At 43.0% G+C, this 26,135-nt stretch carries 25 protein-coding genes; 16 read left to right on the forward strand and 9 right to left on the reverse strand.

The annotated features are described in order from the left end of the window. Positions 1–147 precede the first annotated feature (147 nt). Positions 148–1,524 (forward strand): glucose-6-phosphate dehydrogenase assembly protein OpcA, encoded by a 1,377-nt coding sequence (gene opcA, locus V7K15_RS06750; RefSeq protein ID WP_334904159.1) that lies wholly within the window; start codon positions 148–150, stop codon positions 1,522–1,524. Between the two features lie 548 nt (positions 1,525–2,072). Here the strand turns inward: opcA and V7K15_RS06755 are convergent. Then, positions 2,073–2,708: a glutathione S-transferase family protein gene (locus V7K15_RS06755; protein ID WP_334904161.1), complete on the reverse strand. Its 636-nt coding sequence runs from the start codon at positions 2,706–2,708 to the stop codon at positions 2,073–2,075. A gap of 135 nt (positions 2,709–2,843) precedes the next feature. Between V7K15_RS06755 and V7K15_RS06760 the strand changes: the two genes are divergently transcribed. Further along, positions 2,844–4,298, forward strand: coding sequence for a cobyrinate a,c-diamide synthase (locus tag V7K15_RS06760; RefSeq protein ID WP_334904163.1), 1,455 nt, complete (start codon positions 2,844–2,846; stop codon positions 4,296–4,298). 121 nt (positions 4,299–4,419) lie between these two features. Here the strand turns inward: V7K15_RS06760 and V7K15_RS06765 are convergent, their stop codons facing one another. Both V7K15_RS06765 and V7K15_RS06770 read right to left on the reverse strand, forming a co-directional pair. Further along, positions 4,420–4,875 (reverse strand): hypothetical protein, encoded by a 456-nt coding sequence (locus V7K15_RS06765; RefSeq protein ID WP_334904165.1) that lies wholly within the window; start codon positions 4,873–4,875, stop codon positions 4,420–4,422. Positions 4,876–5,090: 215 nt separating this feature from the next. Then, positions 5,091–5,558, reverse strand: coding sequence for a Crp/Fnr family transcriptional regulator (locus V7K15_RS06770; RefSeq protein ID WP_334904167.1), 468 nt, complete (start codon positions 5,556–5,558; stop codon positions 5,091–5,093). 705 nt (positions 5,559–6,263) lie between these two features. On the opposite strand from V7K15_RS06770, the gene V7K15_RS06775 reads away from it, so the two are divergent. The 3 genes from V7K15_RS06775 (at position 6,264) to V7K15_RS06785 (ending at position 8,337) form a co-directional block, all read left to right on the forward strand. Further along, entirely contained in the window at positions 6,264–6,938 is a 675-nt protein-coding gene (locus V7K15_RS06775) for a cadmium resistance transporter (RefSeq protein WP_334904169.1), read from the forward strand. 280 nt (positions 6,939–7,218) lie between these two features. Beyond that, positions 7,219–7,857 carry a pentapeptide repeat-containing protein gene (locus V7K15_RS06780; protein WP_334904171.1) on the forward strand — a complete coding sequence of 213 codons (639 nt, stop codon included), beginning with the start codon at positions 7,219–7,221 and terminating at the stop codon, positions 7,855–7,857. Positions 7,858–8,052: 195 nt separating this feature from the next. Then, the gene (locus V7K15_RS06785) at positions 8,053–8,337 is read left to right on the forward strand and encodes a metal ABC transporter solute-binding protein, Zn/Mn family (protein ID WP_334904283.1); all 285 of its coding nucleotides are present in this window, start codon (positions 8,053–8,055) and stop codon (positions 8,335–8,337) included. A gap of 232 nt (positions 8,338–8,569) precedes the next feature. Here V7K15_RS06785 and V7K15_RS06790 read toward each other — a convergent pair whose 3' ends face one another. Continuing rightward, a complete protein-coding gene (locus V7K15_RS06790) occupies positions 8,570–10,450 on the reverse strand; it encodes an ABC transporter ATP-binding protein (protein ID WP_334904173.1) in 1,881 nt (626 codons plus the stop codon). A gap of 711 nt (positions 10,451–11,161) precedes the next feature. Here V7K15_RS06790 and V7K15_RS06795 point away from each other — a divergent pair. From V7K15_RS06795 to V7K15_RS06825, 7 genes are all read left to right on the forward strand, one after another. Next, positions 11,162–12,175, forward strand: coding sequence for an Npun_R2821/Npun_R2822 family protein (locus V7K15_RS06795; protein ID WP_334904175.1), 1,014 nt, complete (start codon positions 11,162–11,164; stop codon positions 12,173–12,175). Between the two features lie 64 nt (positions 12,176–12,239). Then, entirely contained in the window at positions 12,240–12,770 is a 531-nt protein-coding gene (locus V7K15_RS06800) for a GNAT family N-acetyltransferase (protein ID WP_334904177.1), read from the forward strand. Between the two features lie 127 nt (positions 12,771–12,897). Next, positions 12,898–13,116, forward strand: a complete 219-nt coding sequence (locus V7K15_RS06805; protein WP_334791394.1) for a hypothetical protein — start codon at positions 12,898–12,900, stop codon at positions 13,114–13,116. A gap of 117 nt (positions 13,117–13,233) precedes the next feature. Further along, complete coding sequence (locus V7K15_RS06810; RefSeq protein ID WP_334904179.1) at positions 13,234–14,403, forward strand: pyridoxal phosphate-dependent aminotransferase; 1,170 nt, start codon at positions 13,234–13,236, stop codon at positions 14,401–14,403. Between the two features lie 102 nt (positions 14,404–14,505). After that, positions 14,506–14,943, forward strand: a complete 438-nt coding sequence (locus V7K15_RS06815; RefSeq protein ID WP_334904181.1) for a secondary thiamine-phosphate synthase enzyme YjbQ — start codon at positions 14,506–14,508, stop codon at positions 14,941–14,943. Between the two features lie 177 nt (positions 14,944–15,120). After that, positions 15,121–16,176 (forward strand): aromatic ring-hydroxylating dioxygenase subunit alpha, encoded by a 1,056-nt coding sequence (locus V7K15_RS06820; protein ID WP_334904182.1) that lies wholly within the window; start codon positions 15,121–15,123, stop codon positions 16,174–16,176. Positions 16,177–16,360: 184 nt separating this feature from the next. Next, on the forward strand, positions 16,361–16,732 hold the full coding sequence (locus V7K15_RS06825; RefSeq protein WP_334904184.1) for a hypothetical protein: 372 nt from the start codon (positions 16,361–16,363) through the stop codon (positions 16,730–16,732). Between the two features lie 122 nt (positions 16,733–16,854). On the opposite strand, the gene V7K15_RS06830 is transcribed toward V7K15_RS06825, so the two are convergent. Then, on the reverse strand, positions 16,855–18,300 hold the full coding sequence (locus V7K15_RS06830) for an alpha-L-fucosidase (protein ID WP_334904186.1): 1,446 nt from the start codon (positions 18,298–18,300) through the stop codon (positions 16,855–16,857). Positions 18,301–18,411: 111 nt separating this feature from the next. Here V7K15_RS06830 and V7K15_RS06835 point away from each other — a divergent pair, with 111 nt between their 5' ends. The 4 genes from V7K15_RS06835 to V7K15_RS06850 all read left to right on the forward strand — a co-directional run bounded on the left by V7K15_RS06835 (position 18,412) and on the right by V7K15_RS06850 (position 20,933). Beyond that, positions 18,412–18,546 carry a hypothetical protein gene (locus V7K15_RS06835; RefSeq protein ID WP_334904188.1) on the forward strand — a complete coding sequence of 45 codons (135 nt, stop codon included), beginning with the start codon at positions 18,412–18,414 and terminating at the stop codon, positions 18,544–18,546. Between the two features lie 278 nt (positions 18,547–18,824). Continuing rightward, positions 18,825–19,382: a Uma2 family endonuclease gene (locus V7K15_RS06840; RefSeq protein ID WP_334904285.1), complete on the forward strand. Its 558-nt coding sequence runs from the start codon at positions 18,825–18,827 to the stop codon at positions 19,380–19,382. A gap of 120 nt (positions 19,383–19,502) precedes the next feature. Further along, positions 19,503–19,694, forward strand: coding sequence for a hypothetical protein (locus V7K15_RS06845; RefSeq protein WP_334904190.1), 192 nt, complete (start codon positions 19,503–19,505; stop codon positions 19,692–19,694). 90 nt (positions 19,695–19,784) lie between these two features. Further along, complete coding sequence (locus V7K15_RS06850) at positions 19,785–20,933, forward strand: AI-2E family transporter (protein WP_334904192.1); 1,149 nt, start codon at positions 19,785–19,787, stop codon at positions 20,931–20,933. 275 nt (positions 20,934–21,208) lie between these two features. Here the strand turns inward: V7K15_RS06850 and V7K15_RS06855 are convergent, their stop codons facing one another. From V7K15_RS06855 to V7K15_RS06870, 4 genes are all read right to left on the reverse strand, one after another. Further along, positions 21,209–22,084 carry a DUF928 domain-containing protein gene (locus tag V7K15_RS06855; protein WP_334904194.1) on the reverse strand — a complete coding sequence of 292 codons (876 nt, stop codon included), beginning with the start codon at positions 22,082–22,084 and terminating at the stop codon, positions 21,209–21,211. Between the two features lie 256 nt (positions 22,085–22,340). Continuing rightward, positions 22,341–24,677 carry a CHASE2 domain-containing protein gene (locus V7K15_RS06860; RefSeq protein ID WP_334904196.1) on the reverse strand — a complete coding sequence of 779 codons (2,337 nt, stop codon included), beginning with the start codon at positions 24,675–24,677 and terminating at the stop codon, positions 22,341–22,343. A 180-nt stretch (positions 24,678–24,857) separates the two neighbouring features. Further along, a complete protein-coding gene (locus tag V7K15_RS06865) occupies positions 24,858–25,826 on the reverse strand; it encodes a DUF1822 family protein (RefSeq protein ID WP_334904198.1) in 969 nt (322 codons plus the stop codon). Between the two features lie 56 nt (positions 25,827–25,882). Beyond that, a complete protein-coding gene (locus V7K15_RS06870) occupies positions 25,883–26,053 on the reverse strand; it encodes a hypothetical protein (protein WP_334904200.1) in 171 nt (56 codons plus the stop codon). Positions 26,054–26,135 lie beyond the last annotated feature (82 nt).

The raw sequence follows: 26,135 nt of genomic DNA on the forward strand, positions 1-26,135 counted from the left end.
ATTGGGGAGGGCGAAATTTGGAATAGGTAATAGGGAAAATGAAAAACTATTACCTATTATTAATTACCAAATTACCAGTTCTTAATCCAAAATCTCAAATCCAAAATCCAAAATCCAAAATCCAAAATCCAAAATCCAAAATTCCTTATGGCTCCCCAAGCGTCTACAATTTTTTCACTTCAGGCACCAAAAGATATTTCGCTTAACGAATTAGATGCGGAACTGAATCAAATTTGGCAAAGCTACGGCATTAGTGGCGAGACCGGTGGGCTTCCTGCTGCTACTCGCGCGACTACATTTACCTTAGTGGTTTACGAACCGGAAGAAACCCAGTATCTTTTGGCTACTTTGGGATTTTACAACGGACCACTTGACGGGATTTTAGGGCCTCAGATGGAAGCTGGGCTGCGGCAAGTGCAGAGAAAATATGCACTGCCACATACTGGAATAGCAACACCTGAAACCCTGGCTATCTTGAGAGAAGAATTCGCCAAACGTCAAGGAAACGCGGCTACAGGGGATAATAGTTCTGCTAGTATTCCCAGCTTAAATGCCCCAAGCCCCAGAATTGCCGATGAAATCGCCCTCCGCAACCCCTGCCGCATCATTGCACTGTTTCCCATTGCTGGCGAAGATGAAGGCGTTAAGGCTCAAGTTTCTGCCTATTGCCCCATCCAAAAGCAATCGTCAAGCACACTAATCTGCTGCGAATATATAACTCTCAGTGGAACTGCTGCTGCCTTGGAACGGATCGGGGGGATGATTCCAGCATTGTTAATTGGTGGCTTACCAAAGTTTGTCTGGTGGAAAGCAACACCAGACCCAAACAACAGTCTATTCAAACGGTTAGCAGCAGTATCCAACAATGTTATTGTGGATTCTTGCCGCTTTAACGAGCCAGAAAGTGATTTACTCCACCTACAAGAGTTGGTAGAAAGTGGCGTTCCCTTAGCTGACCTAAACTGGCGTCGCCTTTCAGCATGGCAAGAATTAACAGCTGAAGCCTACGATTCTCCTCACCGTCGGGCTGCCTTGAAGGAAATTGACCGAGTAACGATTGATTACGAAAAAGGCAATCCCGCACAAGCATTGCTGTTTTTGGGTTGGCTGGCAAGTCGTCTAGAATGGCAGCCAGTTTCCTATCAAAAGGAAACCGGAGATTACGACATCACTCGCATTGCCTTCGTTGCCAAAGACCAACGGCAAGTGGAAGCCGAATTAGCGGGTGTTCCCCTTGCTGATGTGGGTGAGATTATGGGTGACTTGATTGCCCTGCGCCTCAGTTCGACAAATCCGCAGGCAGACTGTGGTACAGTAATTTGCTCGGAAACTGGTGGCTGTATGCGGATGGAAACTCACGGTGGTGCCCAATCCGCCGGTCTGTTTCAACAAGTGACTTCACTTTCGGAACAAAAGGCGGAAGCATTGCTGAGTCAGCAGGTGCAACGTTGGGGGCGTGAGTCACTTTTTGAAGAAAGTCTGGGAGTGACAGCGAATATTTTCAAATTGGAAACAAATAATTAGCTTCCCCTGGAAAGAATAAAAGTTACCAAAATTCGGAAAATCAAACACAAGCTCTTTAGATTTTTGGATATTTCAATAATCTGGAGGGTTTTTCTATTTTCCTTGGTTTTAGCCTAATACGCTTGGCTTTGTGAAAAATAGCTTTGTTGGGTAGAGCAATAGTGAAACCCAACAAATGGTTGATAATGTTGGGTTTCGGTCCTCATACCCAACCTACACTAGTTTTAGTTTTTAGCCTTAACCCAAGCCTATTGGGTTACGCCGTGTGCGACTTTCTCTCAAACTTAACCCCCAACCGCTTCCCTACTAGCGTTGGGGAGTAAGATTCAAAGCCTCTCTCCGTGTGGGGGAGAGGAATGGAAGTGGGGTTCCAAGAATAAGTTGCACATCGCGTTGGGTTATCAAATACTTTATATATTTGGTGAAAAAGAATGTAGAGATGCGTTAGCGCAGCGCGACGAAGCCGAGTCCTATTTCGCGTCTCTACAAGGATTTCAGGTAACGCATAATTAATTTCACCGATATCTTTTGTTGTTGCTTTCCCCAAATTATTGAAAGGATAAGTCGTATGTGCCTCCACGCTCAAGCGCACGTTTGTAAGCAGGCCGCGCATGAATACGCTCGACAAATTCCTTGAGCTTTGTCCGACTCTCGACCTCTTTGGGGATCATGGCGATTTGTTCCAGGGGAAAACTCATTTGAATATCGGCGGCGGTAAATTCTTCGCCCGCAAACCACGTACTTTTACCGAGTTCACCTTCTATATAGTCAAAGTGAAGTTTGATCTGGGGCGCGATGAATCCGCTAACTACACTGCTGTCCCCTGCCCCGAAATTGTTCAATACTACCTGCATGACCAGCAATGGCATTGCAGAGCCTTCGGCGTAATGTAGCCAATATGTATAGCGCAGATGCTCCGGTGTACCGGATGCTGGAACTAACCGACCATTGCCGTAGCGATCAACTAGGTATTCGATGATTGCGCCCGACTCAGCGATCGTCAGGTCTGCATCTGTAATCACTGGTGACTTGCCGAGGGGATGGACTTGGCGCAGCGACTCTGGTGCCAGCATCGTCTTTGGATCGCGTTCATAGAATTTGATCTCGTATTCGATACCTAATTCTTCGAGCAACCACAGCACACGCTGCGATCGCGAGTTGTTAAGATGATGGACAATTATCATAAAAGACTCCTCTTCTGGTGGCTAATTGTTATCCGATCTCGGCTAATCTCTAAGTATAATTATTAGACAGACTTTTTTAATCTAACTCCCCTAATTGGCTGGTTTATTCTTTTTTTGAATTTTGAATTGTTATTTATGTCTTTAGTCATTGCCGGGGAACGTAGTGGAGTGGGTAAGACAACAGTCACGCTCACCCTTTTAGCATCTTTACGCCGTCGCGATCGCCTGGTGCAATCTTTCAAGGTAGGCCCAGACTACATTGATCCGATGTTTCATCAACACGTAACTGGTCGTGCTTGTCGCAATTTAGACCCAGTATTGACTTCGGAAGCTTATGTTCAACAATGTTTTGCCCTTCATAGCCAACTGAGTGAATATGCTCTAGTAGAAGGGGTAATGGGGTTATTTGATGGAATTGGGCATGGGGCATGGGGCACTTGTACTGAGCGAAGCCGAAGTATGGGGCATGGGCAAGATAAGCAAAAATTAACTGACTTTGCCAGTACTGCACACATCGCGCGGCTTTTAGCTTTACCAGTGGTGTTGGTGATTGATTGCAGTCGTTTATCTGGTTCTGTAGCTGCGATCGCTCACGGCTACTGCTCTTTTGATCCCCGAATTAAAATAGCTGGGGTAGTATTAAATCGCGTCGGGAGCGATCGCCACCTCTCTCTGCTCAAAGATTCCCTAGAACCCTTACAATTGCCTATTCTCGGCGTACTGCGGCGCCAAGATAACATCACAATTCCCGATCGCCATTTGGGTTTAGTACCCACAGCAGAACTTCCCGAACTCAACGCTATAATTGATCGCCTCGCCGATTTAGGAGATACTTGCTTCGATTGGCAACGCTTATTACCTTTGTTAAAATCCGAACCGCTTCCCTATTCTCCCTTATCCCCCACCCTGCGGGAAGCTAAAGCTACATCTCCCTCGTCATCAGTCAGGATTGCAGTAGCCCGCGATCGCGCTTTTAATTTTTACTACCAAGATAATCTCGATTTGCTGCAACAGCTTGGCGCAGAACTGGTTTTCTGGAGTCCCTTAGAAGATGCTGGCATCCCAAAAGATGTGCAGGGAATGTATTTTGGGGGAGGTTTCCCAGAAGTTTTTGCCCAGCAATTAGCAGAAAATAACAGCGTTCGTGATGCAGTAAAAACAGCAATTCTTAATGGAATGCCTACAATTGCCGAATGCGGAGGATTGATGTATTTGTCTGAGCAAATTATCGATTTTGAGAGTAAATCTTGGTCGATGGTGGGAGTTTTACCGACATCTGCTGTAATGGGTGGGCGTTTAACTTTGGGCTATCGTCGTGCAGTAGCTTTGCAAGATAATCTGTTAGTGAAGGCAAATACAACTGTTTATGGACATGAGTTTCATCGTTCCCATTTAACTTTAACTCCCACTGAGCCTCTATTTGAAACTTCTCGCTATGATTGTGAGGAAAATATGGGATGCGAGGGATGGGGTTTACCTGCAAATGTTCATGCTTCTTATGTTCATCTGCATTGGGGAGAAAGTGGAGAAATTCCCCAACAGTTTCTTAAAGAATGTCTGAAAGTAGCATATTCAACAACGTCGATTTAAGCTAGCACCAAGTAACCTCGTATAGAGATTCTCTTAGTACAGCATTTCACCAATTTTGCCGCCATGCGTCGTCTGAAAATATTACTCAGACCCTTGTTTAAGAAAAAATAACTACCTTTTACTAACATTTGTAAACACTGCCATTATTAATATCTCTTTCACCTTTAAAAATGGTTTCAAAAGTATAAAGATTAAAACTTGCCTGATGTTCTCGATACTGATGATTATCTGCACAACTTACCTGAATATCATCAATAGACCAGTTAGCAAAACCGATTCCCTTAGAGTCCTTTATAACTATCCGTATTCCCGGCATTTGAGTTGTTCCTGTTCTCCAACCTTTGGAGGTAATGTAATAGGATAAAGTTCCTTGAAATTCGTTATCAGTGAACTTTATTAGTAGCAATTTCATGTCATCAAAAACAAAATGTTCTTGACCTCTATCAAGTATATTGCTTAAGATCCATTTATTATTCCATTTATTAACTTTGCTGGATGAGTCGAGAATTTCTAGAGGTTTAGAACGTTCTAACCTCTCATAACAAGAAGTTGTCGCTTGTTCTTGAATAATACTCATATTGATTTCACATCTATCTGTTAAAAGTGATAAATAACTGTAAAATCTTACCCCAATAAGGTATTTTGTCGATATTATTCTTAATAAGTTGCTATAAATTAACGTGAGTTCGATAGTTAGAAAAGCACAAAAAGCTTGCTATATACGCTACAGTCTTACGCCAAACTGTACTTAGTAATATTTTTCTACCTCCACAAGAAGCAAACCGCTATTTCTCACTCCCTGCTAAAAACCCCCGGATTTGTTCGTGGAGGATTCGTTACATTCATATCGTCATTCAACCTGCGAATCAGACGGGATAACTCACGAATGATATTCACCGCAATTTCGGGAGTTTCTTCGATCGCATCATAAAGTTGTTCTTGCGTCAGTTCTAAAAATTCACAATGTTCCAAAGTCGTTGCGGTGGCGGAACGAGGTTGAGTATCAAATACTGCCATCTCCCCGAAGTATTTTCCCTGTTCCACCTCTGCAAGTTGTTTATTCCCAATGTGAACTTTAACTCGACCTGATACCACAATATAGAGCGATCGCCCTTCTTCTCCCTGTCGAAAGATGGTGTAATTAGCTGGAAATGACAATTCGTTCATTACTGAAGTCAGCCGCACAATAAAATCATCCCGCAATTCCTTAAAAATCGGGACTCGCCGGACAAATAATAAACGGTCAACACTGGTTAGCATAATTACAAGTTAAATACCAAACATTACTGTAAATTTTCCAACTGAAGCCAGAGCGCGATTAGTCATATTAACCGATGTTGAACGCTAGCGGTCAAGAATATCTGAAAATTTACCTACAGAAAACTACTTAGCATCTATTCAATAAGAGCGATGCCCTTCTCTACGAGAGGCTACGCCAACGACAGGCTCAGGGTAAGACCTACGGTGGTCACTGACTTGTGCCGAGCGCAGTCGTACTCCTGGCGGAGGACAAGCTACGCGGAGCGTCTCTACGAGAGGTAGCCTGCCGTTGGCGCAGCCTAAGAAGAGAAGTGCGGTAAACTACGCACAAAAGCTTCTCAAACAATAGCTCAATATTAGGTATTCTCTCGTTCCGATACAGAACATGGGAAGGAGAAACCCAAAACAGATAGTCAAGTTATCAATCACTTTTATTTATCCTTTTAAGAAACAAGAGTATTTGCTTTTATTTCGTTGAAAGCCATATTATTGAGTCCATGAGCTCCCAAGGTACCTTGCTGAGATAAAAATCACCAATTTGATTAGAGGCGATGCCTCTAAAAACTGGGGAAATGGCTGATGACTAGCGAACCTCGATCGGTTGTCGTTAGGTAAAACGGTCACAAAATCTCCTTCTATGCCCTCACATTGAGGAGCAGAGAAGGACTTAGGACAAACAGCATTGAATTATCGTGAGCAACAATTATGAGTTGGCTAATTAGTACATTAATTATTGGAATCTCTGTCGCTTTTGCAACTACCTTTGACGACAATTTATATTTGACAGCTTTCTTCGGAAAAGTCAATCGCAGCTTTCGTCCTAAGCATATTGTTATCGGTGAATTTCTGGGATTCACTGCCTTAGTGTTTGCTAGTCTCCCTGGTTTCTTCGGCGGTCTAATTATTCCAACCACCTGGATTGGTTTGCTAGGTTTGCTTCCCGTCGCTATTGGTATCAGTAATCTCATGAGTCGAGAACAAGAGGGAGAGACAGTGCAAGCTGTGTCAGTTGACTTAACCTCTGCTACCAAATCTGGACGCCAGAAAAAATCACTATTTGCAACCATACGCGATCCGCAAACCTACCGCGTTTCTGCTGTCACCATTGCCAATGGAGGAAACAACATTGGAATTTATGTACCATTGTTTGCCAGTAGCAATCTTCCAAGTTTGGGTGTAATTCTGTGTGCTTGCTATTTAACTGTTGGGGTGTGGTGCTTACTCTCTTACAACCTGACTCGTAATCCTCTGATGGCTCCCGTTTTAACTCGCTATGGTCGGAAAATCTTCCCGTTTGTCTTAATTTACTTGGGACTGTCTATTTTGATTAAAAGTGAAACATATCGACTTTTACCTAGTCTGGCAATGCTTTCTAATTAGGTAATGTCTACGAAGGTACCTGCTCTGAAAACCTGTTACCTGGGGATGCGATGTCTAAGGAGAAGCTACTATGTTCTTGATGGGTGCTATGTCCCTGATATAACCAAAAAATCAGCTAATCATTTCCCATCCCAAAACATTAATCACTTGAGTTTATCAATTTGAATCAATATAATATTTGCTGTTATCAATCAATTTATCTAAAGTGAGAATAAGGCACATTATTGATGTCTCCTATAAAAGCAAGCACACCACTAGGAATCATCATAGGAAGGAACCAATGAATCAATCAAATTCCAAAAAATTAACTCAATGGATCGTCACAGCAGTATTTCTGGTACTTATAGCAGGATTTTCTCTGCTTGACCAGCCCAGCGTTAGAGCTTTAACACTAACACCATCCATACCTACCAAATCTAAACTAGCTCCAGAAATATCTCCGGTTACATCACCAATGGAGTCTTTAACTTCCCCAGTAATATCTCCGGTTGTATCCCCAATAGTGTCTGTAGCAGCAAACGTTAGACGTTTATTACAAACCAATGAATGTGTCGGGTGTAACCTGACTGGAGCAACGCTCAAGGACGCAAACCTGCAAGCAGCAAACTTGGAGGGTGCTAACTTACAAGATGCAGACTTAGAAAGGGCTAACTTACAGCAAACAAACCTACAAGGGGCTAACTTTCAAGGAGCAGATTTAGGCAAGGTCAACCTTTCGGGAGCAAACCTTTTGGGAGCAAACCTTTTTGATGCAGACCTAGAGAAAGCTAACCTGCTGGGAGCAAACCTGCAAACGGCTAACCTACAGGGCGCAGACTTGGAAAAGACAAATCTCACAAATGCAAACATCCAGGGAGTTAACCTGATGGGGGTTGATTTGGAAGATGCGATCAGACCGGAAGGATTCACTATTCAGTAATTAAACTGAAGTTCTGCGTGCAAATTTAGTAAAAAACATCAATTGCCTGATTCAGTAATGAATACAGGCTTTACTTTAATATTTGAAGGGTCGCTAGGGGGTATTATACCAAGTTGCCAAAGTTAGTCTTGTTTGGAATCAAGACCGCTACTGGACTAACTTTTGAGCAAATAATACTATCTATCGCAACTTGGTATTAGCACAGAGGAAGCGCCCACACCGGCACGCATAGGCGTACTAGCAAATGATATTAAAAAAGAGGGTGTTCCGACGATTTTTGCAGAGGCGACAATTAACCCGAAACTCATAGAGGCTGTAGCAAAAGAAGCAAAGGTTAAGGTTTCAGACCGAGAATTGTTTGCTGATGGTTTGGGCGAAAAAGGAACAGAGGGTGAGACTTACCAAGGAATGTTAATTGCCAATACACGCACGATTGTAGAAGGTTTAGGAGGGAAGTATACAGCGTTTCAACCTAAATAATACCTTGACTTTTTCTCGCACCTTGAGATTCTAAGGAATCAGAATTAAATAACATATAATTTATCTCTCTGATTTAGCTCACCCTCAATCCCTCTCCGATATATTGGAGAGGGAAGCTAGAGACAGGATGAAGTTTTGCATTTTTTCAGAACTCAGGAGTCAGAATTCAGTATGAATTGGAGTCCAACTTTCTTGATCGCTATTTTCCACTTACGATTATTCTGAAAATATCCTAACTTCCCAACATCTGCAAGTTATGTAAAGTGGCATAAAGCCCTCCTTGGCGCAGCAGTTGATCATGACTTCCCTGTTCGGTTAATTCGCCACGCTTCAAAACAAAAATCCGGTCTACATTCCGAATCGTAGACAGGCGGTGAGCGATAATAATGGCGGTACGTCTGAGTAAAAGCTGGTTTAATGCCTCTTGAACTAAAGCTTCTGTGCCAACATCTAAACTAGCGGTAGCTTCATCTAGTACCAAAATTTGGGGATTACGAATGGCAGCCCGCGCAAAGGCTAAAAGTTGCTTTTGACCACTAGAAATATTTGTACCCCGTTCTCGAAGTTGAGTATCATAGCCTTGGGGTAGTTCTTCGATAAAATGGGCAATGTTGGTTTGCTCTGCTGCTTGTTGAATCTGTTCAATGGTATAGCCATCTCCTAAAGAAATGTTGCTTTTAACATCGCCAGCAAACAAAAAGCCTTCTTGGAAAATTACAGCCATGTAACGCCGTAGTTCTGCCTGTGGTACTTCCCGAATATCAACGCCATCTATGAGAATGCGTCCTTGGGTGGGTTCGTAGAGGCGGCACAATAGACGGATGATCGAGGTTTTACCCGCACCTGTGGGGCCGACTAATGCCACTTTTTCACCAGGATGAATCGTAAAATCTAAGTCTTTAATTACGTAATCATCATTTTTGTAAGCAAACCAGACATGATCAAAGCGAATTTCTCCCAGTTCTGGCGGGTAAGTAAGCTGTGGGGATTCTAGATTTGCAACTATCTCGTCTATGTAGCCAAATTTAGCATCAAATATTGAGAAACGGACATTAGCGCGATCGCGGATTTCGATCGGTTCATCTAATATATCGCCTACGCGTTCAATGGCAGTGAAACCAGCTTGAATTACCGTAAATTTTTCCGCAAAAGCCCTTAAAGGGTCAAATAATCGCTGGGCATACAAGATAAATGCAGATAAATTACCGAAAGTCAAGTTTTTTTCCAACAGCAACGAACCACCCACCACCAAAACACCTGCGATCGCAATCAGTCCAATCCATTCTAAGGTTGCTGAAACAAATGAATCATAAAAGATGGTTTGATCCATTTGCTGAGTGTAGCGCTGGTTCGTGGCACGAAACAATTCGGCATTAAATTTTTCTCTACGGAACAACTGCACGATATTAATCCCAACTACATTTTCTTGTAGCTGTGAATTCAGGATCGAAAGTTCTTCCCGCCCTTTGTAATTGGCTTTGCGGTACTGTTGCTGAATGTAAACAATTACCCAGGTAATTGGGAACAACATCAATAGCAGTAAGCAAGCGAGTTGCCATTGAATCGAAAGCATTAGACTCAAAATCACCAGCATCGAAAAAAAATCGGATACAATGCCAATTGCCCCAGTAGAAAAGACATCGCCTAACACTTCCACATCGCTGGTGATTCTGGTAATTAATTTACCTATGGGTGTGCGGTCAAAAAAGCTTACTGCTAGAGATGTCACATGTTGAAATAAGTCTTGGCGAATTGCTGCGGTGATTTGTTGCCCTAGCTTTTGGACTATATAACCTTGGAAAATTGTCAACATCAATTGGATTGCGATCGCAATTACCAATAATCCCTCTAGGATATTTAGCCCTTGCGACAAGGGGCGATTCCTGAGAAATTCGTAAGCGCTTGGTTCATTGCGAATCAGGGAGATAACTTGGCCAATCAACAACGGTTGTACGGCATTAGCTAGCGCGATCGGTACGAGTAGGCACAACGAGAGCGTTAACAGTCGTCTGTTACGGCGGGCGTAAGGCACTAAACGCAAAAACAACCGCCAGTCATTTTCAGGGCGACGGTCTTGCGTATAAGATTTTTTGAGAAATTGGTACATGCTCATAATAAGAGCATTATATTGATGTTTGTAAAATAATACGCTTGTTTAAAGTAGCATTTGGACTGCAACTCTAATACCATGCCTGAGATAGAAACCGCAAGACTGCAACTAAGACCCTATAGTTCTCAAGACCTGGATGAAGTTGCTTCCATTTTGAGCAACTCAGGAGTTATCAGCTATTCTAAATCATCACCGTTACAAAACTTAATTACGTTAATGAGTCCGCGTTCGCGTGGTAACAGAGCCTCTTGTACTAAGTGCAGCGTCTGTCTTTGCTACGCAACGCTACCGCGAACGACACGCTGCGCGAACGTAGAGAGCCTCATTACGAATTACTGTCTTCTCTACCAGACGCCCCGCGAACGTCACCGAGAGCGAGTCTGCGTACTCCTGCGGAGGACAAGCTACGCGCAGCGTCTGTCTGCGACACGCTGCGCGAACGTAGAGAGCGTCATTACAAATTATTTTAAAGCTTTTTCGAGGGGAACGCCTGACATAAATTTTAATCAATATTCATCAAGTAATAATGATGAAATTAATTGTGGAATTGGGCGCTTTTAAGAAAATTTCGTAAGACACGGAATTCATTGACTTGCCCAAAAGCGCTATTTATAATTATAAGGGTTATGGTGAGGAAGGATCTCTCAACTTCCTTGGGCGATCGCGCCAGAAGCGTCACAAATAAACTAAATATCAAAATCAGGATATTATCTTATGGAATCTTTCGGGATTTATACACTTGCAAATGATGTCGTTTATGATCAATTAGTGGCATTGTTGAATAGTATTGAGGTTAATGTTAGCCCAGATATTCCTGTTTGTATTATTCCCTATGATCAGAGATTAGACTTAGTTCAAAAAGAAGTCAAGTCTAGAAAAAACGTCAGCATTTTTGAGAATTGGGAGACAATACAGTTCTGGGAAGACTTTGCTCACCAAGTTTGGGCAGTTCATCCAGGTGCTAGCACTTCCAAAATCTCACGTAATTGGTGGTCATCAGGTCACTTACAAAGAAAAATGTGTGTTTTTAACGGGCATTTTGATAGGTTTATATTTTCTGATGCTGACAGCCTTCTAATGAAGCCAGTTGATGATATTTTTGAAAAATTAAACGCATACGATTTTGTGTTTGATGACTGGATACACACTAAAAAACGCACAAAAGTACCATTAAATATTCCGCTTTTAGAAAAGTCCAAGATTGGTTATGAAAAAGACATCCGTCCTAGACTTCATTGCTCTGATTTTTTTGGTTCTAAATCAGGGTTATTTCCAGAAAAAGATTTAGATTTATATGAAAAATTATTAATTGAAGATAGAGAAGTTGAATGGCTAACTGCATGGTGGGATGATGCACATTTATTTAATTATTTGACATGGAAATCAAATCTTGCCTTATTTAATTTTACCCTCAGTCCTAATGGTCAAGACAAAACAGGTAACTGTGCTAACTCAGACCGTTTTGTAAATATTCATAATATCCTGTACAACCAAGATGAATTAAAACCAATTCATCGCATTCACTACATGAACTATTCTTCTAGTGATTTCGCCCGTTTATGTCAAGGCGAAGATGTCGACATTTGTTACAGAGATGAGTTTTTATACTATCGTTTTCTTAAGGAACCGGAGAAAAGGCCCCAACAGCTAAAACAGCCTAGCATTGCGACCAAAAGTAATCGACTAATTCAAAAAGCAGTGAAGAAACTTCAAATAATTGTTTCTTAAGTTTTGGACTTTGGACAAAAACTGAAGATTAAAAAAAATTCTGGTTAGTGCTAAACAAGTAATTATGGAGATAGAAACTGCTCGGTTGCAACTAAGGCGCTTCTCTCTAAACGACTTTGATTATCTATTTCGCCTCTACAGCGATGCAGAAATCATGAGGTATCTGTCGCCAAGAACAAGGGAACAAACCCAGGCAAGTTTAAGCAAACATATCCAACAATGGCAACAACACAACTTTGGAATGTGGGCAGTAATACACAAAGAAACTGGTACAATGATTGGCCGTTGTGGACTTGATTTTCTGGAAAATACACCGGAAGTTGAGCTTGGCTATGTGTTTGACAAGTCCTATTGGAACACGGGACTGGCAACTGAAGCATCTCTTGCAACTTTAAAGTTTGGATTTGGTGAAGTGAAGCTAGATCGGATAGTCGCGGTCGCTCATCCAGAAAACATCGCTTCAGTGCGGGTGATTCAAAAGGTAGGGATGAAGTACCAAAAGAATGCTAGCTATTACGGACATGATGTAGTATACTACGCTATCTTACACACAGAATGGCAGGCGGATAATTCCCTTTACATTTTGCAATCTTAAAACTAAGTAGTCAGACAGAATTCTCCCATTCTATTGTATTTTTTGTTACCATCGACCAGATATCGCTGAACAAGTTACGATCAATTAAGAACTAATAATTTTTTACGGCATCGCCAGGAGTCTCTAAATGTTCATTGATGAATTATCACCTCTATTCAGAGAATTTATCCAGCATCCAGTCTCATTTGTGGGTGGGTTATTCTCTGGTGTGCTTCGGCTTAATCTGGCAGACGATCCTGTTAAAGGCTGGCTGGATCAACAGATCCGCTCAAATAATTACACCAGCACCACAACAGACGCACATAATGGCAAAGCCACTGGGCCTCAACAGATTTCGATTGACTAAATTTTTGGGCGATCGCAAATCCGGTTAATCATTTTGGTAAAATACCTACACTGTACCGTTCGCGGTAGCCTTCCGCAGGAAAGGTCAGTGTAGGCTTACAATGTCACTTAAGGAAATATGGAATCCTTAACCTCTCGGATGCAGGGGGTACAGTCGCCAATTATTCCTGTGGTTGGGGAACTGATTAAAAACTCTCCTGGAACAATCTCTCTAGGACAAGGTGTTGTTTCTTACAACCCACCACCGTCAGCCAGAGAATTTTTAGCCAAATTCTTCGCCGAACCCGCTAATAATTTATACAAATCAATTGAGGGAATTCCCCCGTTGCTGACAGCCCTTGCAGGAAAACTGTCAGCCTTCAACGGCATTGAAATCAATGGGGAGAACTGCATCGTTGTGACAGCAGGGAGCAATATGGGATTTATGAATGCCATTCTTGCGATCACTAACCCAGGCGATGAAATTATTCTGAATACGCCGTACTATTTCAACCACGAAATGGCGATCGCAATGGCTGGTTGTCGTGCGGTGTTAGTGGCGACGGATGAAAATTACCAACTGCGAAAAGATGCGATCGTTCAAGCAATTACACCCAAAACACGGGCTATAGTCACAATTTCACCAAATAATCCGACTGGAGTTGTCTATTCAGAAGCAGCATTGCGCCAAGTAAATCAAATTTGTGGTACGCGCGGCATTTACCACATTAGCGATGAAGCTTATGAATACTTTACCTATAACGGGGTAAAACACGTTTCCCCTGGTGCATTTGGGAATAGTAGCGAGTACACTATTTCTCTCTTTAGCCTTTCCAAAGCATACGGCTTTGCCAGTTGGCGCATTGGCTACATGGTAATTCCCCAACACTTACTTGTCGCCGTCAAAAAAGTGCAGGATACGATTTTGATTTGTCCGCCAGTCATTTCTCAATATGCAGCTTTAGGGGCATTGCAGGCAAAAGAGGAGTATTTGAAGAGTAATATAGGTGCGTTGTCCCAAGTGCGGCAAGTAGTACTCGACTCCCTTAACCGCCTACAAGGTTTATGTAGCATTACACCCGCCAATGGCGCTTTCTATTTTTTTCTCAAAGTTAATACCCAGATGGATGCTTTGGAGTTAGTTAAAAGACTAATCCAGGAACATAAAGTAGCAGTCATTCCAGGTACAACCTTTGGCATGGATGACGGATGCTACCTACGCGTTGCCTATGGTGCGCTGCAAAAAGAGACGGCAAAAGAAGGTATAGAAAGATTAGTGCAAGGGTTACAAAATATAGTTATGAGTTAGGAGTAGAGACGCGATTAATCGCGTCTGTTGATATTTAATTTATCAGGGCGTTAGACTGTGGTGGCGTACCTCCTTTGCAATCCCAAATAGAAAATTGAACAGATGCCAATTATTAATAAGTTAATTGAAATTGAAACTGAGCCAAAAATTAATATTCATAATATCACACCACAAATAAAAGATTTTCTTGCTTTAACATCAATTAAAAATGGGCAAGTTTTAATATTTTCTCGACACACAACAACAGCTTTAGCTATTAACGAAAATGAAGTCAGATTGTTAGAAGATATAAAAGTGTTCTTGCAAAAATTAGCACCTGAATCAGACTGTTACTTGCATAATGACTTGCATTTAAGAGATGTCCCGGAAAATGAGCCGATTAATGCTCACTCTCACTTAATGGCAATGATGCTGACCACTAGTGAGATAATTCCCATTGTGGATGGTAAATTAGCTTTGGGAACCTGGCAATCTGTGTTGTTTTTTGAGTTGGATGGCCCACGCAAAAGAACGGTATTTGTCCAAATTTCTGGCGAATAATGCAACTTCAAACCTGCAATCCTCCCAGAGCAACCTAAATCTGAGATAATTACAAACACGACGAAAAAGTGTATCAATTGAATTTACTTACAGCAATTAAAAACCTGAAAGAATGTTTTCAACTTTCCTTTTCGCAAACCAGGACTTTCGTTGTGTCAAAGGCAGACGCAATTAGTGATGAAAAATAACGATAATTTTGTATTACGTAATACTTGGTACTATGCTCTGCCTAGTAATCAGATCAAGCCAGGTATGATGATCAGCCGCATTTTTTTGGGAGAACCGGTGCTGTTAATTCGTGACCAGGATGGCAAAGTGTCTGCGATGACAGACATTTGTCCTCATCGTGGTGTCCCCTTGAGTTGTGGTAGATTCGATGGGCAGGAAGTGGAATGCTGTTACCACGGTTGGCGCTTTAACTCGGCTGGGCGCTGTACTGCGATCCCCTCTCTTGTGGAAGAACAGCAGATGGATTTGAGTCGCTTCGATGTCCAATCATACACAATTCGGGAAGCCCAAGGGAATATCTGGATATATATGGCTGATGCCGATAACCCTCAACCTGCTTCTGAGATGGAGATTGCGGTAATTCCAGGATTTGATGAGCGATCATCGCCCCAGTTTGTAGAGGTGATGAGATTCCCCTGTTTTATAGATCATGCAGTAGTAGGTTTGATGGACCCTGCCCATTCACCTTATGTTCATCGCGCTTGGTGGTGGCGAAATGAGCAACTGCATGAAGAAGTGAAGCAATTCGACCCTTCACCCTACGGCTTCACGATGCGACGACACCGATTACCAGCGAATGGGGGTAGATTATACTGGCTGATTGGCGGTGGTGTGCCGGAAACGGAGATTTCTTTTCGTTTACCTGGAGTCAGAATAGAAGAAACCACCATTGGCAACCATCGAGTCGTTAATTTAACGGCAGTTACACCCATTTCAGACACAGAAACTGAGGTAACTTTTGCTCTTTACTGGACACTTCCTTGGGTAGGATTTTTCAAGCCACTGCTGCATATTTTGGCGCGGACTTTCATTGGTCAAGACCGGACGGTTGTGGAAAAGCAGCAGATTGGTCTGAAATATGATCCTGTGCTGCGACTGATTAAGGATTCAGATATGCAAGCGCAGTGGTACTACCAGTTAAAGCGGGAGTATGCTCGATCTGTCGCCCAAGGACGAGAATTTGTGAACCCTGTCAAGGGTCAAATACTCCGATGGCGTGCTTAAATTACTCCAAACTAAATTCTGTAAATTCTCTTTGGACAAACAGCATATTTCGGTCTCCGGCTGACAAAATTTTATTATTGGCGCGTTGGCGCGTTTTGACAAAGCTACCTCTCTAGACGCTCCGCGAACGACTGCGCTCGGCACAAGTCAGTGACCACCGTAGGCATAGCTATTTAATCGGAGTTTGCGTCCCCCTTTCAGTTGTTCTAAAAGCGGTGCTATTCTTCCTTTAGGTGCTATTGGTGGCGCAGCTGTTGGTACAGTTGCTGTTTGGCGTTATGATGAGCGGAAATCAAAAACAGGTTTTTTACCTGCAAATCAAATTAAACTTACTGAACCAAAACTCTACATTACTCCAAGTAAATTGTTGTATGCGGGGGGATTGAGTTGGTATTTAGAATCACTTGTTGGCAAAAAAGACACGTCGCCAATAATTAATCAGAGCGCGATCGCAGATACAATACAGACTCTACCATCAGAGCATTGCCTTACCCGATGGGTGCGATCGCAGCCTTTACGCATGATTAGCTTTTTTCTCTTGAGTGCTAACTGGTGAATTAGCGTTACAGCGCTTCCCGCTATTATGCAATACAGTTTTTCTCCTTGCCCTTTCCTAGCATAGCTTTCAGCTTTGAGGATGTACCTCATAGCTGCCGGAAGTGCTGTAATATCCGAGCTTCAGGAAAGAGGTATCTGGCTGATTTTCAATGTGTAGGCTGGTGATTTTTTCCCCACACACATATCCGGTAGCGTGACAACTAAATTCTGTCCGTACTGTTGCCACCCAAGTTTACCTTTTGCCCCTAGCATTGTAATCTTTGTATTTTTCGGCAGAATTAGTCTTGGGATTGTCAGCGTCTGACTCATGGGAGTATCAAGCAAGACAGCATACAAATTACCTTTATTTGTGGTGTAGCGCACTCGGATGCCTTGAGTGGATACATCTTCTGAGCGTATCCAATAGCGCGAGCCAAAGATGGCTTCACCATTTACATCTAGCCACTTGCCTAAGCCGAGCAACCGTTCAGTTTGCAGTTTGGAGATTGAACCATCGGCATTTGGGCCAATGTTGAGCAGTAAGTTGCCGTTTTTACTAACAATGTCAACGAATGAGTCAACCAGTTCATCTACTGAAATCATGTTCAAGTCGGTATCATTCTGGTTGTAACCAAACGAGTAACCTAAACCCCTTGTGCTTTCCCATTTCTTTGGTTCGATTTGTTTGAGTTGACTGTATTCAGGTGTGGAGAAGTCGAAGTGTAAACCGAATTGCCCACCTAAATCAAAGCGGTCATTAACGACACCGTTAGCTACGTGATTATAAAAGTAAGCCATAATCCCGTTCGCCTGACCAACAGGGTAGCCAAGGTCATTCCATAAGATAGACGGCTGATAGCGGTCTATGAGTTCGCGCCAGTGAGCGTTAGCATATTCAGCGTAAGCTTTTTCTTGGATAATGGCTGCGACCAAGGTGTTAAAGTCTGTCACCGTTGTATCTTGTTTAGACCAATCAATACCGCCGGAGTAGTACAGACCCATACGCATACCTTGTTTACGAACGGCTTGTGTCAGTTCGCCCACAATATCTCGCGCCGCCACTCCTCTTGACTGGTTTGTGGTTTTGCTAGGCCATAACAGGAAGCCATCATGATGTTTGGTCGTCAGCACAACGTACCGCGCACCTACTTGAGAAAACAGTTTTGCCCATTGGGATGGATTCCACTTTGTGATGGCTGCGTTGAAGGTGGGGATGAAGTCGTCATAGGTGAAATTTTTACCGTAGGTCGCACGGTGATAGTTATAGGTATCACTGCCTTCAAGTTTCATGGAGTTGTAGTACCATTCAGCATAAGGGTTGTGCTGGAACCAATATTCCCAACCGCGTTCTGCAACTACCTTGTTTTGTTCACCAGTCAGTGGTGCCCAACCAGGTACAGAGTAGACGCCCCAGTGAATGAAAATGCCGAGTTTAGCATCTTTGAACCACTCTGGAACTTCATGCTTTGATAGCGACTCATTTGTTGGTTCATATATCTGTTGTGCAAAGGCAGTAGAGGCTGTCAGATTCAAAAAGCTACTTAGAACTATCGTAAGAATTAATGCACGTACTAAATGCCGAAACATCACAATGCTCCTGACTGAGGGATATATAATTTTACAACTGTATCTCCTCAGTAGCGATTAGCGATTAAAGGCATTGTTCAATATTGGGTTGTCAATCTCAAAAATTCTCAGTTGCAAGTATTTAGAGACTTAAAAAATGGGCAATACACAACAGAACTGACATTAACCACAGGTTCTATTGTCCCCCTAGCCTTTGGTGATGTATTTGTCCAAGTTAATCGCCTTGTAGGTTTGCCAAAAATATAATTTCTAGCGCCTGTCAGAAACGAAAGATGCAAGGCGATCGCACATTCGCCCATAATTAGACCATCCTCTCTATGCTATTTGCTTATGGCGATCGCTCAATACGCTTTGGATAAGGTTTTTTGACGAAAATTATATATTACAAAGACGCGATAAATCGCCATCTCTACAAAGAACTGATTGTTGTAAAGACGGCGATTTATCGCGTCTCTTGCCTTACCCGAACTATATTGGGCGATCGCACGCCCATAATAAAACTATCCTCTCCATACTCTTTACTTATGGCGATCGCAACTCAACCCCAACTAACTTTAGACGAGTTCCTCAAATTGCCGGAAACTGAACCAGCATCAGACTTTATTAACGGGGAAATTATTCAAAAACCAATGCCTCAAGGTGAACATAGCTTACTCCAAGCTACTTTTTGCGAAACAATTAACAGTATAGCTAGAAGCCAAAAAATTGCTGTAGCTTTCCCAGAACTGCGTTGCACCTTCGGCGGCGCTGCAATCGTCCCTGATGTGTCTGTGTTTCGTTGGGATAGAATTCCTAAAACTCCAGGCAGAATTGTTAATCGCTTTGAAATTCATCCCGACTGGGCAATTGAGATTCTGTCCCCAGACCAAAAGTTTACAAAAGTATTGAGTAAATTATTGCATTGTTCACGCAATGGTACTGAACTCGGCTGGTTAATCAACCCAGAAGACGAAAGTGTGATAGGGATTTTTCCTGGACAGCGAGTGGAATTATACGAAGGTGCTGATAAATTACCTATTCTGGAGGGCATTGAGTTGGAACTGACGGGGGAACAAGTTTTTGGCTGGTTGAGTTTGACGTAAAAAAGCGTTCGCATTTCCTAGAGAAAGTTGGAAAGGATTGTATCTGTAGGTTTATTGTAGAAACTGGGCGGTACAGCCCCAAATCGTGTATACCAGAAAAATTTGTATTGCCGTACTTTTATGGAAAATCAACTAGGATTGGTTCTGAAACTGCTTTTACTCTCAGCTTTGTTATCGGTATTGATTAAGTATGCAGGGCCAAGTCTATCAATTCCAGCGACAGCAACCAACGCGCTAATTATAATATTGTTGCCGATTGTGATTATAGCGATCGCGCTACTGTGGCGATTCCAAGCACAGAACCAAAATTAACTCAAACTATTTACGCACAACCTACTAAAATCGGCTAATCTAGCTGAATTACCAAAAAATTGCATCTCGCCAACCGTTGGGAGTCAGCCTGTGAAACTCGGTCAATGGATCGGCTTAATCGCCATCCTTCTTTCTTTATACATCCTGTGGCAAATTCGGGAAGTGCTTTTGCTGATGTTTGCCGCAGTTGTGTTAGCCACTACCTTAAATCGGCTAGCGAAACGCTTCCAACGCTTTGGGATGAAGCGTGGATTCGCCGTCATCCTGTCAGTGGCTATCTTTTTGGCAGGTATCGCGGGTTTTTTCTGGCTAATTGTGCCACCTTTTGCACAGCAGTTTCAAGAACTAACCAATCAGGTTCCTAAAGGGTTTGAGCGCTTTAATGGTTGGCTTGATGCCCTGAGAACTCGTATTCCTAACCAGTTAGTTCCCTACATCCCAGATATCAATAGCCTCATCCAACAAGTACAGCCCTTCGTCAATCGGCTACTCGGAAACTCCTTCGCCTTTGTCTCTGGCTCTTTGGAAGTTGTCCTCAAGATTTTGCTAGTGTTGGTTTTAACAGGAATGATGTTAGCCGATCCCGTAGCTTACCGGAAAGTCTTTGTGCGGCTTTTTCCCTCATTTTATCGGCGGCGGGTAGATGGGATTTTAGATAAATGTGAAGTCTCTTTGGAAGGATGGATTACAGGCGCTTTCATTGCCATCTGTGTAGTGGGGCTGATGAGTCTGATTGGCTTATCAATTTTGGGTGTAAAGGCAGCACTAGCTTTAGCCGTTTTGGCAGGATTTTTCAACTTGATTCCCAATCTCGGCCCAACGATGAGTGTCATACCAGCAATGGCGATCGCCTTCTTGGATCAACCTTGGAAAGCCGTGGCTGTCTTGATTCTGTACTTTTTTATTCAACAGGCTGAAAGTAATTTCATCACGCCCGTTGTCATGGCGCGTCAAGTCTCATTGCTACCCGCTATAACCTTAATTGCCCAGCTATTTTTCGTTACTTTCTTTGGCTTTTTAGGATTATTTCTGGCGCTACCCCTAACTGTTGTCGCTAAGATTTGGTTGCAAGAAGTGTTAATTAAAGATGTCTTAGATAAATGGGGAAATAATCATCCACAAGAAACTGAGTTTGTGATGGTTTCTGAATCTCCTGAAGCAGATGATAATTGGAAAGCAGAAAGTTCTGATATTAATCAGGAGCGACCGATTGATGATATCTTGCCAAAAGAAGATTAGTTAAAATAATCGGTAATTGCGACATCCTCTAAGATGTTGTTTGAAAAGTGATATGTTGTGATTTTAATCGAATTGTTACCCCCCTTAATCCCCCCTTGTAAAGGGTGGAAACAAGAAAAATTTAGTTCCCTCCCCTTTATAAGGCAGAGCCTTGTCCCTCTTGAGTTTTCTTGAGAAGGAAACAAGAAAAATTCGGTTCCCTCCCCTTATAAAGGGGAGGGTTAGGGTGGGGTAAAAAATATTTGATACATCAATCATGACTTTTCAAACATCCTCTAAGGTTTGTCAGAGAGAATCGGTTCTGCGGCAATATCATCTAAGCGGATGCTGCTTAACAAATTCCGCCACTCTGCTTGCAGTGCTGCATCTTGAGGATTATTCTGACGCAGTTGAGCCAGTATCGTTAGTGCCTCGTACCATATCCCGTTTTGGGCATAGATAGCATAGCGCTTTAGAGGTTCTGTGGTTTGTAGCTCTTTAACTATGGTTGGATTCAGTTGGACTCGTTGTATTACCCCTTCAAGGAAAGTCGGGGGAGAATTCTTTTCCTTGTCACAGTTAATGGTGAAAAACCAGTGATATTGTTTGTCTACTGCCAAAGCGGGAGCAGTGGGAGGCAAAGAAACCCGGATGACTCCTGGTTTATCTGGTAGAGCGATCGCTTTTTCGTAAATCTGGTTAGAGTCCTGATCTTGCAGCACAAATTCAACTTCGTAGGGCAAATCTTTGGTATATGGCACATAGAAAAACCAACTTGGGTGGTCTACCATTGTCTTTCCCCAAACATTGATTACTGAGTTAGCTTCCTGACTGAAGGGCGCTAAAGCAGTCAGATCAGGTTTAGCAACTAGACATCCTCCGCGCTTTGCTCCACCACGAACGCGACCTCCAGGAGCGGAACCAGGTGGAAGTGGAGGTAGATTAAAGGTTGTGGCTTGAGCAAGGGTCTTTTTAGGATCAGAGCGTAGGCGTAGCCCACCGTAGGTCTTACCCTGAGCCTGTCGTTGGCGTAGCCTCTCGTAGAGAAGGGCATCGCTAAGTGAAGAACCAACTCTTGGTTTCGCCAGTAATGGAGTCAGGCTAACTAGTAAACTGGTGCAGCTAAAAGCTACTACTAAAAACAGTTTTATCGCTGGTGAATTTGACTTCATAAAAACTTTACCTTATCTGATTTTAGATTGTGAAAGAGTTATTGCAATCCGATTTGGTTAAGTAGGACTTACGCACAAGTTACGGAATAAACGTAGACGCTTCAGCTTGCCGCAGGCTACCACAGAGGCGCAGAGAAGCCAGTGCGTTGCGGGGGTTCCAAGAGTTATAGCAACTGGCGCGACACAGAGAAATCAGAGTTTGAGAGATATTTTGCGTAAGTCCTAATTGCAATCCGATTTGGTTAAGTATATTTATTCAACCTTCTCTATTCATCACCCGAACTTCTGTTTTGGAATTATAAATTGACATCAAGCCAACCATAGCTACCAACGACAAAGCCGACGGTACAAACGGCACCCAAGCACCCGAAATTAGCAGACCAAAGCAAACTAGATACAGAACACTAAAGCTAATACTGACTGCCAATATCAACCAGGGGAACGAAAGCTTTCGCCAAACCAGGACTCCCCCGACCAAAGACCAGCCCCAAATCCAGACCACCTCAACCCACAATGACCAAACCCGCAGCAACGGCCGCCCATCCTGGACAGCACTAAGGATCTGGCTGATCATATGCGCTTGTACTAATACTCCTGGCATTTGCTCATCTAAAGGAGCGCCATAGGGTGTAGGCCAGGTGTCTGGAGAATCCCCCTTTGCCACCACACCAATCAAAACAATCCTGTCTTTGATCGCATTGGGGTTAACCGGATTAGATAAAAATTCGGTTAGCTTCACCTGTTCGGCTATTTGTTTTGAGGAACGGTAGTTAAGTAAGATTTGACCGCCATTAGCATCAATCTTTTGATAGCCGCCAGTGCGAGATTTCAAATTTGGAAAAATAGTTTTACCCAGCTGCAAATTACCATCAGGAGTGAACTTTGGTTGAATTTCTGAAGGGCGTAGATAGAGAAAGGCCAGTTCTAAACTAAATGCAAAAGGAGCAGGACAAAATGATGTCGCCTCCTGCCTCATGAACAGGAGATGCCGACGGATAACTCCATCAGGATCATGAATAAAGTCACTGAATCCCAGGTTGCCTGGGGGGATTTCTGGTGGTGGCTTAATGCCTTTAATATTTACAGTGCCATCGCTCCCTTTACATACGCCAACCAAATTCTGAGTTTGTTGAAGACGAGTAATTAAATCTGGTTGTTTGGCTTTAAAATCACGGTAGATATCTAAGCCGATCGCGCGGGGTTGGTATTGATTCAGTTTTGCCAGGAGTTTATTAAGAGATTTTTCGGAAATGGAAGCTCCAATCAACGACTCGTTATTTTGTCTTTGAATTGCCAAATCATCATCGTCAATTGTAATTACCAGCAGTCGGGGATCAAGCCCCTCCGCAGGACGCGATCGCATCATCAGGTCAAAGGCTTGAATCTCTGAACTTTCCACAAATCCCACCAATCTCGCCCCAAAAACCAAGGCTGTAATCGCTAAACTGGATAACAAAGTTGTCTGAAATCTGCGTCTGGTAGACAAAGCTAAATTCGGTATATCTTCAATTTTTCTAGACCTTAATTCATCCCAAGTGGGTGGTATCTGCGCAGGATTTTGGCAAATCACTGGTAGCCAAGTTGCACAGGGAAATCGATCCTCAAGTCCTTGCAACCGTTCCCGCGCTTGGCGTACCGACTTATAAAAAGACTCGCCACCGGCAAAGCCTTGGAGAAAATACTTTAAGAACTCCTTGGCAACCTGATCTGGGACTGGTTCGCGCATGACGATTATCTGAGGAATTTGCAAATCAGCCAATTCTTGCGCCAATCCCAATCCATCACAGGAGTTGAATATAGCTAGTTGCAAGCCGTTTTCAATCGCTTTCCTGAGAGCGTACTTTAACTCGCCAATGGTGAGGCTATCAGTTTTATTCAGATAAATTCGCCCGCTTTCTCCATTTCCCTGACTGGAACTGTGCCCAGCAAAAAAGAGAATATCCCAGTTTTTTCCCCAAAGATGATCAGTCAATTGCTGACGTTGTGGTTCTACTAAAAAGCTGACCTCTGCATTACTACACTGTTGTAGTAATGCTTGATCGGCTTGGGTGTCAATCCCCTGACTATTGCCTACAATTGCTAAAATGTTGACTAATTGATTTAAAGTGCGTGGCTTGTGAATGCGATCGTAAGATGGTGAAGAAAGGGCGATTTCAGCTTTCGGGTAGCGTTCTAACAAGTCCCACAGATGCCAGGGTAATAGCTGCAATTGCCTATTTTCTGTTTGCAGAATCACCCGCAGTTCTTCGCTGGACGACAATCTTTCTAACCATTTTTCCCTCAAAGGGCGAAACTCCTCTGCTCGCAGCCAGGTATTAAAGCGTGCCCGCAAAATATGGGAAGTGTTTTCGCAGTCTTGAATCATCGATACATTCGTCACCTGCATTTTATCAGCATGGAGGCGATAACGATTGCCTATCTGCCGATAACTAGACTGCCAATGACTATAATAGAGCGGCATTTCCGGGAATGAAGGTAACTTCCCCGTGATTTCTGTTGTAGCGTGCTGGTGTTCTTCACCAATTTGGAGAGTCACAGGAAACCCCTGCTCAAAACTACCCTCTCCGAATTTCAGAACCACTAACTTACCCATGCGTCGCTATCTCCCTATAAAAAATCACGCCCTGTTCTAATGTCTAATCGCAAGCTTCAGAAGCGTTTACAGACTTCTTTCAAAATCCCTAAAAGCCGACTTGAATTTTTAATTCTGAATTTTTAATTAACCAATTACCACTTATAAATTACCGAGAAAGAGGGAAAATAGCTAGATGTTTCAAATCCGAAAATGTTCGGTAATGCTGGTATCATTCATGGCTACTCTAACGCTAAATTGCTCTCTAGGTTCACCGCGAAACTGTAACTGAATGTAGTTGTCTGATTTTCTAGATTGAGCCTCTAGAAATACTGTTCCCGAACTATCTAAAACGGTGAGATAAACTCCGGGCGGCAAGTAGATTTGATTCCCAGTGGCGTGCAATTGCAGATGAATACTGGTTTGTTGCTCCTTTTCGGGGCTGATTTCCACAATCAACATCACGGGTTGGTTGAGAATTTGGATACCTAAATCAATCAGTTTGGCGCGTTTAGTAATTGATTCTGGTCGCTTAAGGGCATTTAGTTGCACAGTTTCAGGACTGCGAAAGGCATAAGTTAGTCTGAGTTCTGGCACGTTCCACAGGGATTCAATAGTCTGCCAACCTGTCTCAAATATATCAGCAAACCACTGGCTTAAATTCACCAGTGAACTAACTGGGGATTGGCGCAGTTGCCACAGGTGGTCGATAAAGGCATCTAACGGTTGCAGTTGTTCTAAAGGCAGTGTTTCAGTTGCGACACTAGGGATAAAACCAAGCAGCCGAGCTTCTTGGAGCGATTCATCAAATTGAACTACCAAATAACCCACCCGTTCTTCCCAGGTTTCTGGAGGAATGCAGCATATCTGCTGATGCAGATGCACAGGGCGACACTCCAGACGGCCAACTGATGGCACTTCTAAGTCAGCTACATTCCCACAAAGGCGCATAACGGGGTTCCAGCTGTCACTAGCTTGGAGATCAGTAGGAATATCCATCATTTCCAAATAGTCATTCACCACCCACACAGCCAACGTATTCAGCCGGACTTGCTCTGCTTTTTCAGAATTTGGCTGCTGGTTAGCAAATTGCTGGGCAGTTATGCGAGCTGATGGGGAAATCGGCAATGTTAAAGTGAAATAGTCTGGCTGATAAGTGGAGTTACTCATAAGTTAATCTCTAGTGATCAATCCTGCTATATACATATCACCCGCATTCACTAAATTTATGCCACAAAATAGAGAATGATTATGGAAAAAATAGAATTAGGGATTGGGGATTGGGGACTAACACTCCCAGTACTCCCAAGTACCCGGATATTTTGCCCAGTTATCCATCGTGCTTCATCACTCGGCATAAATGCTACCACCTCAGCAATTTTTTGTACATCGTTCATCTGGAAGCATCCCTGAACATGAGCAGCAAAATGTAGACAAGAAACTCGGCCAAACAAATCTTATACCCCCGCTAGAACTGCA

Origin of the sequence: Nostoc sp. (genome assembly GCF_036919815.1) — a bacterium.
Classification (GTDB): Bacteria; Cyanobacteriota; Cyanobacteriia; order Cyanobacteriales; family Nostocaceae; genus Nostoc.

Coding starts and splice junctions, on each gene's coding strand:
- opcA (WP_334904159.1), top strand. CDS start 148: ATGGCTCCCCAAGCGTCTACAATTTTTTCACTTCAGGCACCAAAAGAT.
- V7K15_RS06755 (WP_334904161.1), bottom strand. CDS start 2,708: ATGATAATTGTCCATCATCTTAACAACTCGCGATCGCAGCGTGTGCTG.
- V7K15_RS06760 (WP_334904163.1), top strand. CDS start 2,844: ATGTCTTTAGTCATTGCCGGGGAACGTAGTGGAGTGGGTAAGACAACA.
- V7K15_RS06765 (WP_334904165.1), bottom strand. CDS start 4,875: ATGAGTATTATTCAAGAACAAGCGACAACTTCTTGTTATGAGAGGTTA.
- V7K15_RS06770 (WP_334904167.1), bottom strand. CDS start 5,558: ATGCTAACCAGTGTTGACCGTTTATTATTTGTCCGGCGAGTCCCGATT.
- V7K15_RS06775 (WP_334904169.1), top strand. CDS start 6,264: ATGAGTTGGCTAATTAGTACATTAATTATTGGAATCTCTGTCGCTTTT.
- V7K15_RS06780 (WP_334904171.1), top strand. CDS start 7,219: ATGAATCAATCAAATTCCAAAAAATTAACTCAATGGATCGTCACAGCA.
- V7K15_RS06790 (WP_334904173.1), bottom strand. CDS start 10,450: ATGAGCATGTACCAATTTCTCAAAAAATCTTATACGCAAGACCGTCGC.
- V7K15_RS06795 (WP_334904175.1), top strand. CDS start 11,162: ATGGAATCTTTCGGGATTTATACACTTGCAAATGATGTCGTTTATGAT.
- V7K15_RS06800 (WP_334904177.1), top strand. CDS start 12,240: ATGGAGATAGAAACTGCTCGGTTGCAACTAAGGCGCTTCTCTCTAAAC.
- V7K15_RS06805 (WP_334791394.1), top strand. CDS start 12,898: ATGTTCATTGATGAATTATCACCTCTATTCAGAGAATTTATCCAGCAT.
- V7K15_RS06810 (WP_334904179.1), top strand. CDS start 13,234: ATGGAATCCTTAACCTCTCGGATGCAGGGGGTACAGTCGCCAATTATT.
- V7K15_RS06815 (WP_334904181.1), top strand. CDS start 14,506: ATGCCAATTATTAATAAGTTAATTGAAATTGAAACTGAGCCAAAAATT.
- V7K15_RS06820 (WP_334904182.1), top strand. CDS start 15,121: ATGAAAAATAACGATAATTTTGTATTACGTAATACTTGGTACTATGCT.
- V7K15_RS06830 (WP_334904186.1), bottom strand. CDS start 18,300: ATGTTTCGGCATTTAGTACGTGCATTAATTCTTACGATAGTTCTAAGT.
- V7K15_RS06840 (WP_334904285.1), top strand. CDS start 18,825: ATGGCGATCGCAACTCAACCCCAACTAACTTTAGACGAGTTCCTCAAA.
- V7K15_RS06845 (WP_334904190.1), top strand. CDS start 19,503: ATGGAAAATCAACTAGGATTGGTTCTGAAACTGCTTTTACTCTCAGCT.
- V7K15_RS06855 (WP_334904194.1), bottom strand. CDS start 22,084: ATGAAGTCAAATTCACCAGCGATAAAACTGTTTTTAGTAGTAGCTTTT.
- V7K15_RS06860 (WP_334904196.1), bottom strand. CDS start 24,677: ATGGGTAAGTTAGTGGTTCTGAAATTCGGAGAGGGTAGTTTTGAGCAG.
- V7K15_RS06865 (WP_334904198.1), bottom strand. CDS start 25,826: ATGAGTAACTCCACTTATCAGCCAGACTATTTCACTTTAACATTGCCG.
- V7K15_RS06870 (WP_334904200.1), bottom strand. CDS start 26,053: ATGAACGATGTACAAAAAATTGCTGAGGTGGTAGCATTTATGCCGAGT.